11 protein-coding genes are annotated in these 11,906 nt (G+C 48.4%); 7 read left to right on the top strand and 4 right to left on the bottom strand.

Features of this window, described 5'->3' with window-relative positions; all coding sequences use genetic code 11:
* Nucleotides 1–73 precede the first annotated feature (73 nt).
* Together V6C93_RS08650 and V6C93_RS08645 are read right to left on the bottom strand one after the other, a co-directional pair.
* Entirely contained in the window at nucleotides 74–1,336 is a 1,263-nt protein-coding gene (locus V6C93_RS08650) for a WD40 repeat domain-containing protein (protein WP_333476252.1), read from the bottom strand.
* Between the two features lie 104 nt (nucleotides 1,337–1,440).
* Nucleotides 1,441–1,668 carry a hypothetical protein gene (locus V6C93_RS08645; protein WP_333476251.1) on the bottom strand — a complete coding sequence of 76 codons (228 nt, stop codon included), beginning with the start codon at nucleotides 1,666–1,668 and terminating at the stop codon, nucleotides 1,441–1,443.
* Nucleotides 1,669–2,198: 530 nt separating this feature from the next.
* Here V6C93_RS08645 and V6C93_RS08640 point away from each other — a divergent pair.
* Entirely contained in the window at nucleotides 2,199–3,593 is a 1,395-nt protein-coding gene (locus tag V6C93_RS08640) for a sensor histidine kinase (RefSeq protein ID WP_333476250.1), read from the top strand.
* Nucleotides 3,594–3,976: 383 nt separating this feature from the next.
* Entirely contained in the window at nucleotides 3,977–4,420 is a 444-nt protein-coding gene (locus V6C93_RS08635; RefSeq protein WP_333476249.1) for a DUF2267 domain-containing protein, read from the top strand.
* A 65-nt stretch (nucleotides 4,421–4,485) separates the two neighbouring features.
* Here the strand turns inward: V6C93_RS08635 and V6C93_RS08630 are convergent, their stop codons facing one another.
* Nucleotides 4,486–7,398, bottom strand: a complete 2,913-nt coding sequence (locus V6C93_RS08630) for a diguanylate cyclase domain-containing protein (protein ID WP_333476248.1) — start codon at nucleotides 7,396–7,398, stop codon at nucleotides 4,486–4,488.
* Nucleotides 7,399–7,634: 236 nt separating this feature from the next.
* Nucleotides 7,635–7,781 carry a hypothetical protein gene (locus V6C93_RS08625; protein ID WP_333476247.1) on the bottom strand — a complete coding sequence of 49 codons (147 nt, stop codon included), beginning with the start codon at nucleotides 7,779–7,781 and terminating at the stop codon, nucleotides 7,635–7,637.
* A 244-nt stretch (nucleotides 7,782–8,025) separates the two neighbouring features.
* Here V6C93_RS08625 and V6C93_RS08620 point away from each other — a divergent pair, with 244 nt between their 5' ends.
* From V6C93_RS08620 to V6C93_RS08600, 5 genes are all read left to right on the top strand, one after another.
* Nucleotides 8,026–8,241, top strand: coding sequence for a hypothetical protein (locus V6C93_RS08620; RefSeq protein WP_333476246.1), 216 nt, complete (start codon nucleotides 8,026–8,028; stop codon nucleotides 8,239–8,241).
* A gap of 3 nt (nucleotides 8,242–8,244) precedes the next feature.
* Nucleotides 8,245–8,862, top strand: coding sequence for a molybdenum cofactor guanylyltransferase (locus V6C93_RS08615; RefSeq protein WP_333476245.1), 618 nt, complete (start codon nucleotides 8,245–8,247; stop codon nucleotides 8,860–8,862).
* 344 nt (nucleotides 8,863–9,206) lie between these two features.
* Nucleotides 9,207–9,881, top strand: coding sequence for a phosphoribosyltransferase (locus tag V6C93_RS08610; RefSeq protein ID WP_333476244.1), 675 nt, complete (start codon nucleotides 9,207–9,209; stop codon nucleotides 9,879–9,881).
* A 20-nt stretch (nucleotides 9,882–9,901) separates the two neighbouring features.
* On the top strand, nucleotides 9,902–11,248 hold the full coding sequence (locus V6C93_RS08605) for an erythromycin esterase family protein (protein ID WP_333476243.1): 1,347 nt from the start codon (nucleotides 9,902–9,904) through the stop codon (nucleotides 11,246–11,248).
* Nucleotides 11,249–11,303: 55 nt separating this feature from the next.
* Nucleotides 11,304–11,843, top strand: a complete 540-nt coding sequence (locus V6C93_RS08600) for an inorganic diphosphatase (protein WP_333476242.1) — start codon at nucleotides 11,304–11,306, stop codon at nucleotides 11,841–11,843.
* The last annotated feature ends 63 nt before the right edge of the window (nucleotides 11,844–11,906 follow it).

Genomic DNA, 11,906 nt, shown 5'->3' with positions numbered 1-11,906 from the left:
TCCCAGATATCTTCCCTAAACTCACCTTTAAAAATAATCGTGTCAAATATTATTTGGATATTCTCTCCATGTTTCAACCTTTCATTCCCCACACCCGAATTGTATGATCCCAACTACTACTGATAAGGGGATGTCCATCCGGGCTGATGGCAACTGTCGCAACAGCACCTTGATGTCCTGATAACGTGTGCAGATGCTTTCCTGTACTCAGATGCCACAGCCGAATAGTTTCATCTCGACTACAACTGATCAGCGTTTGCCCATCGGGACTAAAAGCAATACTATTCACTTCGCCCCAATGTCCAACCAGAGTGCTTTTGAGTTCTCCCGTATGCAAGTCCCATAGCTTGATTGTTTTATCCTGACTTGCACTCGCGAGTATCTTGCTATTTGGAGTAATGGCAATACATTTCACCCAGTCTGAATGTCCCGTAAGAGTATGGATAGGGGTTTTGATTTTAGGGAGTTGCCACAGCTTAATCGTGTGGTCAGCACTAGCACTGACTAGGATTTTCCCATCTGGCGTTAATGCGATCGCTTTTACTCCAGCTTCATGTTCCTCTAAGCAGGCCAGAAACTTACCCGTCTCCAGATTCCACAGATGAATCGTGCTGTCCTCACTGCCGCTGACCAATATTTTTCCATTCGGATTCATAGCAATGCAGTTAATTGAATCCGAATGTCCTGTGAAGGTATAGGTTAGGCCATCACCGATGCTTCGACCTGTAGGAGAAATCGAATTATAGTTACTTACGGCCTGTAGGTTCCAGACGTGTAGCGTTTTGTCCCGACCTCCACTGGCAAGGATTTGCCCATCGTTACTTAAGCACAGGGCATAAATGGAGTCACTATGTTTGGTCAGAGTACGGAGGATTCTGCCAGTTCCCAGATGCCGTAATGTGATGATGCGGTCGTTTCCTCCACTGACCATCACTTGTCCATCGGGAGTAATCGCGATCGCATACGTTGTTGATTTTCCCGTGGGATATCGATACAGACATTGGAAGCGATCGTAAGGATTGTACTCCTGCAACGCCTGTATGACAATTGGTTCTTGAGAGCCTTGAAGTAACGAGTAGGCCGTTCGCTGAACCCGCCAGGAAGAGTCTTTTAATGCCTCAATCACCAAGTCTAAGCCTTCAACTCCATAATTCAACGCATCTTTGAGCGCATTCACTCGTTGCGCTACATGGGACGGAGTATCCCCAAGATAGCTCCTACTTAAGCGTTGCTTGACTCCTGGCAGTCCCCCCAAAATCGCCCCATACATGGGGGTTGGAGTTTGACCGCCAAGGACAACATCATAGGTTCTAGGCTGATTGCGATTGTAAGTCATCCCCGTTTTGCTCTCATACTATTACCAGTGTTAGCACTCATCTAAAAATAACGCCGCTTTACGCTTTCGCTTGCCAAAGGCAAAAGTACAAGAGCATGGTTTATCTAATGCCAAGATTGTTGATAATTTGGAGTCACTAAACTCCAGGGAGCTAAATCAGGCGGAAAAACAAAAATTTCTGTACCGTGAAGCAACGCCTGATGATAAAGCCGTATCGCCTCCGCCAAACTGGAAAATGTAATGGGAACCCATCTGTCCTCATAAGCACAGATTACGACCTTGGCGGCTGTGTACTCTTCTCTCGGTAGTGGATTAGACCAACGTGAAATCATGAGTGATGCCCCTTAACTTTTCTACATATATCCTTTATGACTGTCATACATGAGTATTACTACCTATCAAATGGAATAGGTCTAAAGAAGGACTTTTGAGCTTCCTCAGCAGCGGCGGATTCTACTGCACTACTCTCTGAGTCCATACCTAGGATGGAGGACTTATAAGTTATTCCTGCTCAGAAAAATCGATTCGTACAGGACAAGCTTTAACAGTAGACCTCTTGCTCTCATTCGATTTTTGCCCCCCTAACCCCCTAACTTTGGGGGGAACAGGAATGAATCTCAAAGTCCCCCAGAATTGGGGGATTTAAGGGGCATTTCAGGATTTTTGCGAGAGACGTTCATGAGCATCTGCTCACACTCCAGGATGAAAGGAGACTTTCAAAACAGGTCTAGTGAGCAGTGAACAGTGAACAAGAAACATCCCTGATTCTTTGGTTGAAAAGTCTCTTACGTCGAACTCAGGTATTGAAAGGTGTAGAGGTATTGGGATACTGTTGCCATCAGAGTTAGAGAGGCATACTCTCATGTTCCAAGCCACTCGCCGACGTTTAGCTCTTTGGTACACCACTGTAACAGCAGTCCTGCTGTTGTTATTTGCCACGGGTTTTTATTTATATGTTCGTAGCACCCTGATCGAGCGGGTAGATGACACTCTCGAACATGTGGTGGAAGTGGTGGAGCGATCGCTCGTGATCGAACCTGTCCGATTATCCGACATCCCCTTCCGAGTGAACGTTGAAGCTAGTTTTCGAGATAACGCCGACGCCGCAGAAGATGACCACATTGACTTAGAGTGGTTTAGCCCTACCGGAGAGTTGCAGTGGTCAACTTTATCCGAACCTCTGGATATTTCCTTACACCCTAACGATACGGGCGAAACCGTACATTTATCGGCGGATCATCTGTTGCGGCAGGTAACCAAACGAGTCCAAATCGGGCGCTACGTTCTCGGCTATCTACGGGTAAGCCATCCTTGGTTTGAGGTGACTAAGCCCATTCGCCAGCTCATTGTCGATCTTACATTGGGCACAATTTTCATGGTGATTTCTGTCGCTGCGATCGGCTGGTTCCTTTCCGGACTCGCCATGAAGCCCGTGCGCGAGTCTTACCAACGCCTGAAGCAATTTACAGCCGACGCCTCTCATGAACTGAGGAACCCGATCGCTATGATTCAAACCAACGTGCAGGTTGCCTTGGCTGATCCGGACTTGGAATCTCCCCTACAACGCCACCAACTCAAGGTGGTGGAACGGTTAACCCAACGATTGGGGCGTTTGGTGAATGACTTACTCTTTTTAGCACGGGTGGATAGTGGGATAGTACAACCCCAATGGCAACCTGTACCCCTTGATGCGTTGCTGATGGAAGTCATTGAAGAGCAACAGTTAGTGGCGGCTGAGAAGGGCATTTCCCTCTCCCTACATTTCGTTGAAACACCCAACGCAGAATTTGCAGGCGAACACTGTGCTATAGTCCCGGCTTTATCAGACGAGACTTTTACACTTCTGGGAGACTGGGATCAGCTAGCCCGTTTATTTACAAATCTGGTGAGTAACGCCCTACAATACACTCGTGCCTCTACCGAGAATCCCGATGAGGCATCGGTACAGGTGGAATTGCAACAGTTAGAACGTCTCAGCAACGTTGGGGGGCGACACACACAGTCCCTACTTCGAGTACAAGTACGCGATACGGGCATCGGCATTTCAGACTCAGCATTACCCCACCTTTTTGACCGTTTCTATCGAGTAGACCCCGCTAGAAAACATGATGCGGCAGCCGGTTCAGGATTAGGATTAGCGATCGCCAAGGCAATCGTAGAAAACCATCACGGTCAGATTCAGGTTGAAAGCGTTCTCAATCAAGGCACAACCATTACAGTCACCTTTCCCGTATCTAAACTTGATGCACATAACTGAAATTTTTAAACTAATTAGAAACAAAAATTAAATAAAATTTTTAAAAATTAGCTTAATTAACAATCTACCTTTTGGGTTGCCTCTTGTGGTGGATGCAGGAGCTAGCGATCACTTTTAAGGTTATTGATAAGAGCCAAGAAAAGGGTAAACTAACAAGCATTTCATCGGGTTGGGTCACTTGGATTATTTAAATCAAAAGCAGTATATCAATGCAGAGTTTAGTGAGAACGCCTACGCCAAGAATTGTGAGAAACCGCTGAGTTTGGTCATACAGCACCCGTAAAACCATAAAACTCTTTTAACTCTTGTCTGTTAAAACTGCCCAATGTCACAATTTGAGGGTTGGGCAGCCTAAAAATGTTGTTAACTTCAGGAGAAATTATATGACATTCATGGAAACGGTAATGCGCCAAGGGCATTTAGAAGACGCCTTTGAAGCGAAGGATATCACTGAACTCGTCTTTCGCACCATGCGCGATTTGATGACGACAGAAGCCTCTGATCGCGTGGCGGCAGAACTGGATGAAGAAAATGAAATAGTGCCCACCGAAGAATACAAACCTATACCGGATGATGTCAGTGATTTATGGAAAGATACGAACCCTGTTGTTGGGTTTCTCAGCCGGGTTCAGGGGCCAATGAAGTTTGATTCCGATTCCTTTCTCTTCCGAATTCGTCAAGAGGCTAAATTAGCCCCTGGATTAGACCTAGAAACAGTTATTTGTGCTGTCTTTAGTGCTACTAAGCAGGAATTGTCAAGAGAACGAATTGAAGAAATTGCCAGCTTCTTGCCCCAAAAAATCCGGGAAATGTGGAACAAGGCATAGAAATTTTTAATTACTCCCATCCTGCGCCAAGGACATGCTCCGCCAACGCTAACAGACTTCACACTTCACCCTTGAAGCCGAAGGCAATCGCGCCCTTCGGCTTTTGCACGATACAGCGCTTCATCTGCTGCTGCAATTAACCGTTGCGCTGAACTATCGAGTCTGGGAATAGTAGTAGCAACCCCCAAGCTGAGAGTAACATACTCACTCACGGGTGATTGGATATGAGGAATTCTCAACCCTCGAACGCGCTGTCGGACAGTTTCGGCAACGAAAGCCGCTCCTCTGGCATCCGTGTTCGGTAGAATCATGGCAAATTCTTCTCCACCGTAACGGGCAACCAAATCAGGGGGACGCCTCACTGAATGACGGAGAGCTCCAGCAACCTGCTGCAAACAGAAGTCTCCGGCGAGATGACCATAGGTATCGTTGTAAAGCTTGAAATAATCGATGTCGCATAAAATCAGGGATAGGGGTCTTTGCTCCCGTGCTAACCGCCGCCACTCATCGAAAAGATATTCGTCAAATCGCCGTCGATTCGCCAGTTGGGTGAGTCCATCGATACTCGCAAGGCGCTGTAACTCCTGATTGGCAGCTTCTAGCTGTTCAAATAAAGAGGACTGCTGAATCGCGATCGCAACCTGAGTCGCTAAGGATTTGAGCAAATCAATTTCTAGGGGCTGCCATTGCCTAGAGCCACTACAATGATGAGCAATCAACAGTCCCCATAAGGCCGGTGAGGAAGTGTCTGAAAGGGGATGATTCGAGAGCGGAGTGAGCGGGTAATCGTTCGTGGATAATTCTGGGGTTAAGTTGGGGTATTCTCCCCCTCTCCCTCTCCCTCTTCGCTGAGTACTCACTCCATATAAAATGGGTACGACAAGATTAGCTGTGACCTGCAACCTACTCAAAAATTCGGTATAGCAAGGCGTTAATCCTCCTGCATAAATATCAGCAACCGCCTGGATACGTCCTTGCTGGTAGGGTACGATCTGGTCTGCTCCAAAACAGGGATCATGAATTACCGTGTCTAGGGTGGCGAGATAGTCATAAGCAACAGACTCTACGACCACCGTTCCGCTCCAGTCTGGCTCAAAACGGTAAATGATCACCCGATCCGTAGCCAGAAATTGCCGCACTTCCTCCACAGTCCTGCTGAGAATCTCCCTAAGGTTCAGAGATTGACGAATGCGATCGCACATACCCGCAATCAGCAGTTCTTGTTGGAGATGCTGCCGTAATGTGTTTTCTGCCCTAGATCTTTCGGTAACATCCCGAAAGCTCCACACTCGACCAATAATTTGACTACCACTACGTTGAGGCTGGGTAAAGCACTCAATAATTCGACCATCTTTCAAGTTCAGCACATCGTAGCCTTCGGCACTGGGTTGAGTGTAAAACTGGTTGACTCTTTGTAAAAAGCCTTCAGATTCTTTCAATTGCTCCTGGAAAAACCGAAATCGCTCTTGCTGTTCGGGCAATCTTAGTATTTCAGGAGAAAGCCCCCATATTTCCACAAATTTTTGGTTAAAGCTGACTATTTTCCCCGCCGTATTGACCGCCACAATTCCGTCAGTTGTGGAGTTGAGAGTGGCATTCAACAAAGAGAGCGATTGCTTGAGTTCCTCCTGAGCTTGGCTTTGTGCAGTGATGTCTCGAATAGCTGTCACTTGAACGAGACGTCCCTGATAAGGAATGGCTTTACTGCGAATTTCAGCGGGAAACGTTGTTCCATCTTGTTTTAGACAGCGCGTTTCATACATTTGCTCACTATTGGATGCCGTAATCTGTTGCACACAGACCCGATATTCGGGTGCCAAAAATTCTGCCAAATTCCTGCCAATTACGTCTGAAGGTTCGTAACCAAATAGCTGAGTAAAGTTACTATTCACCTGGCATAAATTGCCCTGATCCATAATCAAAATGGCCTCAAACGTTGCCTCAGACAAGCAGCGAAACTGTTCTTCGCTTTCCTGTAGTGCTTCCTGTGCCCGTTGATGGCTGAGAATTTCTTGTTGAAGTTGTTCGTTCGTCTGGATGATTTCGCGAGTCCCCTCTTCTACCAACTCCTCAAGATGGTGCTGATAATTTCTCAATTGAGCTTCTACCGCAGAACGCCTGTTAATTTCCTTTTGCAGTTTGGCATTAGCTTGAGTCAGTTCGGCAGTCCGTTCTTCCACCAATCTCTCTAGTTCGTCATAGTATTCGCTGACTAAAAATTGGTGATGCTGCCTCATTTGCTTTTGGGTCAGGATGCGATCGCACGCTTCAATAATCCGAGCTACCAACGTGGCTATCGCGGCGACAAAATTCTCTTCGATAAACGTCCACTGGCGTTGTACACCGATGTGTTCGTGACAGACAATGCCCACCATGTGACCGTTGAGCAAAATCGGGGCATTTAAGATTGAGGTGATTCCATTCGGCGTTAGATAGGACTCCGATAATTCCTGGCTTCTCGGGTCAGTGTGGGCATCCCTCACCGCCAGGGGGCTTTCGCTGGCTAAGGCTTGGAAATAAGCAGGATGATTTACTGCCGCCAGTTCCATCCCAGAGGTATGACATCCTCGAGTTTGTTCGTACAAGTCAAGACATTTCATCCGTATGCCGTCGCTACTGGCTGTCCCTGGCGGTGCTGAGCGCTCGAACAGAGCCTCGTTGACTTGGGGAAAGAACCAGACAGGTAGCAGTTGGGAAGAAGAAATTCCTTGGTAGAGCCAAACGCTGACTCGCTCAACCTCAAGAACGCTGGCAGCAACTTCAGTAATTTCCCGTAAGGCAGCGTTCAACTCACCTCGGTCAATGGTCTGGCTCCTTGCTAATGTCACCAGTGCCTGAATCTGTCGGTGCAAGCGCTGTTTCAAGATTTGCTTGTGTTGTTCAACGGGCTGGTTATCGGTCACATCCTCCCGGTTCGGGAAAAACATTAACGGGACATCTGAAGGGAAGGGGGAAGGGGTGTTTTCTGTGTTACTCACTCCTGTGTCCTCACTTCTTGGGGAAGAGCGGGGTGAAAAGCGACTTCCTACTTTGTAGTAAGAAACAAGGCTGGTATTGCACTCGGCTTTCTGAACACTGCGTTCTGTGCTGATAAGCGGGATGGGGTAGCGCCCCGCTAACACGATTGCCCTGACGGCAGTGTGCCAGCCTCACACTATGAGTGGAACTCGCTAGGCTTAGCTAAGCTACACGTCACGAAGAGCGCTCAGCGCTTTTACCTAAACGCTACAACCGTGAGCATTCCCGCGGCGCTCAGGGTGAAGTATACAGGTAGACTACTATCGTACCGAGTTTTGTCCTGATTCAGATTGAGTGCTCCTAAAGGTTGAACGATGAAGGTTAAAGGATAAAAATACCTCATTTGCTCATCCTCTCCTACAACTCTGGCCATCTATGGGTTGGGACTCTTGTAATAGTGGGACTAAGTCCCGCTTGTACTGGAAAGACCCAATCCAAAATCTAAAATCTAAAATCCAAATTCTTGGTCAATGTGATCGGGGTCACCCTAGCTCCTAGAGAATTGTCACTCGCGACGATTAAAATTGTCACTTGTAGCTGCTTGTTTTTCAGGAATAGTAGAGTTATCAAGTTTAGCAGTCGTAGTAATGCAGTCCCCAGTTCTTCTCCCCGGTGCTCTCTCTGACCTATTTGCTGAAGTTAGTACATCTGGTCATCTCACACAAGCTGACCGCTATGGACTGATGGCGGCTCTTTTAGAAGATAATCTGGGTACAGAAGAGCTGAGCGTGATTGACCGCTTGCTGCGTGCTGTACGTCGAGGACGCCTAACCCTCGTCGATGAACTGTCTGTTCTGGCGTAATAGATGAGCAAGACTGAAGGACTTTCTGCGATCGTACTGGCAGGCGGACAGAGTTCTCGCATGGGTCAGGACAAAGCCTTGATTCCTCTCCAGGGTATTCCACTGCTGCGACGGGTTTGTGAAGTGGCTTTCAACTGTGCTAAGGAGGTCTATGTCGTTACCCCTTGGCCCGATCGCTACCAAGAAATTTTACCGGATGCCTGCCGTTTAATTGAGGAAGTTCCGTTACCAGGGGAAAGATCACCTCATGGCCCCTTGGTTGGATTTGCTCAAGGACTCGCTCAAATTGAAACCGATTGGGTACTGTTACTCGCCTGCGATTTGCCTCAACTACAAGTTAAGGTTTTACAAGATTGGGCAACGGAGCTAGACAAGACGGAAGAAAATACTATTGCTCTGCTGCCGCGACAGTCTAAAGGTTGGGAACCCTTGTGTGGTTTTTATCGACGCCAGTGTCTACCCCTGCTCACTCAATTTATCAACCAGGGAGGGCGATCGTTTCAGTCCTGGTTAGCGCAATATCCTGTTCAGCAACTGGCAATTAATGATACTCAATTCTTATTAAATTGTAATACTCCAGCCGACCTTGAAGGCTTATTTTCCTATCAGGAAAATGGTTGAGTTGCCAGTAAAAAATTTTATTTTTGCACCAAAGATTATCTATTTCCTTAGACAGAAACAATCCCCTACTAGAGAGTGAAGAGAATTCATTAACCTGCTACTTACGCTTAAAACGAAGCTTAGGGATGTTGAGGCAATAGTAGGAGAATTAATCACAAGCTAATACGGGAAGAAGCATTTTCTTGGGATGAATGGGAGACACAAGTCTGACTTTGTCTGACTTTTCACCTCATTTACACATGAGGTGAGGTGAAAACTAAGAGGCAAGTGCGCGATCGCAATTTAGTACCCATCATTGCCAATAAACCAATTCACTGACCGCTGAACGCTAAGGAGTAAAAACAATGCGACTTAAAGACCGAAGGGCGGCAGGTCAACATCTGGCTGGGAAGCTAGCCGCCTATGCTAACCGCCCGGATGTTTTAGTGTTGGCACTACCTAGAGGAGGTGTACCTGTTGCCTTTGAGGTTGCCCAAGCGCTAAATACTCCCTTGGACGTTTTTCTAGTTCGCAAACTGGGGGTACCGGGTCAGGAAGAGTTGGCAATGGGAGCGATCGCATCGGGTGGTGTGCGAGTTCTCAATCAGGACGTAGTAGAAGCCATTCATATCTCAGAAGCCATAATCAACCAGGTGGCTGCAAAAGAAGAGCAGGAGCTAAAACGGCGAGAACACCTTTATCGGAATGACCGCCCTGTCCCCAATGTACATGAATCCATCGTCATTCTGGTCGATGATGGTCTAGCAACGGGGGCAACGATGCGTGCAGCAGTAAAGGCTTTGCGGCAACAGCAACCCGCTCGCCTTGTCGTTGCCGTGCCGATCTCGTCACCCGAAAGCTGCCATGAATTGGAAGCTGAGGTCGATGAAATCATCTGCGCCATGACACCGTGTCCCTTCCATAGCGTTGGTTACTGGTACGACAACTTCTCGCAAACAACAGACGAAGAGGTGCAAGACCTGCTCAAACAGGCGACCTGTATCGCTCAACCCTCAGCTGTTGGGGCGACTGATGGCTAAAGCCTAAAAGGACTAGAACGATGGGAAATGTAACAAAAACAAACATAACCGATGTCCTGCGTGAGGCCGCTTATCTAGTAACGGGTGCGGCTGAAGATTACGACCCATTGATGGATTTAATTGGTGATGCTCGCTTTGTTCTGCTGGGTGAGGCGTCTCACGGAACACACGAATTCTACGAACAACGGGCTGAAATTACCAAGCGGCTGATTCGGGAAAAAGGGTTCTCCGCTGTCGCTGTTGAAGCGGATTGGCCGGATGCCTACCGGGTTAATCGTTATGTGCAGGGTATCAGCACGGATACCACAAGTACCGACGCCCTTACAGGTTTTGCTCGCTTCCCAGCTTGGATGTGGCGTAACACGGTTGTCGTCAACTTTGTTGACTGGCTGCGTAACTACAATCACTCATTGCCAGCCAATGCGACAAAGACAGGCTTTTACGGACTTGACCTCTATAGCATGTATGACTCCATCAAGGCCGTTCTGGAGTATCTCGACAAGATTGACCCAGAGGCAGCGAAGAGGGCGCGGTCTCGCTACTCATGCTTAAAGCATTTTGGCGAGGACAGTCAATCTTACGGATATGCCGCCAGCTTGGACTTGAGTGAATCTTGTGAGGACGAGGCGGTGAACCAGCTACGGGAACTGCAACGCCGTACTGCTGAGTACTTGCAACGGGATGGCTGCATGGTAGAGGATGAGTTTTTCTACGCCGAACAGAATGCACGACTGGTGAAGAACGCCGAGGAATACTACCGCTCGATGTTTCGCGGTAGGGTATCATCCTGGAACTTGCGCGATCGCCACATGGCAGAGACTCTCGATCACCTCGTCGCCCATTTGGATCGACAGGGAAATCGCACCAAAGTTGTCCTGTGGGCGCACAACTCCCATCTTGGGGATGCACGGGCAACGGACATGGGGGCGTCTGGAGAACTGAATGTCGGGCAACTGGTGCGTCAACGCTATGGCGATGATGCCATATTGGTCGGTTTCAGTACCTACACGGGTACCGTCACTGCTGCCTCGGATTGGGGCGCACCGCCTGAACGCAAACGTGTCCGTCCGGCCTTGTCAGGTAGTTATGAAGCCTTGTTTCACTCTACAGGTCTGCCACGCTTCTGGCTCAACCTGCGGGATAACACTCCAGCCACCGAAAAGCTTCGCCAGCCTCGATTAGAACGTGCGATCGGTGTGATTTATCTACCTCAAAGTGAGCGCGTCAGTCATTACTTCCATGCTCGTCTATCCGACCAATTCGACGCGATCATTCATCTGAATGAAACGCGAGGTTTAGAACCTTTAGAACGCACTCCCCACTGGGATACAGGCGAAGCACCGGAAACATATCCTTTCGCTTTTTAGGCTTGAGTGCGATCGCTCTTCTCAAATCAATACGTGGAGTAAACTCTAGTAAACTATGGCAACCGATCCCCTCCACCTGCCCCCATTTGACTCAGACGATGCCCAAACGCTGCACGTCATTATTGATACGCCCAAGGGCAGCCGCAATAAATTTGAGTGGGACAAGAAGCACGGGCTGTACAAGTTAGGTGGCATACTGGCAGCAGGCGCATTTTTCCCATACGACTTCGGTTTCGTGCCCTCAACTTTAGCCGACGACGGCGATGCGATCGATGTGCTGGTACTAATGGAAGAGCCTGCCTTCGTCGGCTGCCTCGTCCCGTCGCGTCTGATTGGGGGCTTTGGTGCATTTCAAACCGAGGAGGGTAAAACTGAGCGTAACGATCGCCTGCTCGCCGTTGCCGCCAACTCCCGCAACCAACGTGACGTGAAGACTCTCGACGACCTGAACCAGAACCTCATCCATGAGATTGAGTACTTCTTCGTGTCATACAACTCGGCTAAGGGCAAAACGTTTGAGCCACAAGGCCGCTTTGGGCCAGAGCAAGCCCGCCGACTGGTTCTTGAGGCTGCCCAGCGTTTTCGCGAGTGTTAGCAGTGGTTATTTCTGTTCGCCAATACCAATAGCTACTAGCGATCGCTTGAGGCGAATTTTAGG

This window comes from Allocoleopsis sp. (assembly GCF_036703385.1).
Lineage (GTDB): Bacteria > Cyanobacteriota > Cyanobacteriia > Cyanobacteriales > Coleofasciculaceae > Allocoleopsis.
This window is presented reverse-complemented; position numbering and strand designations above follow the sequence as displayed.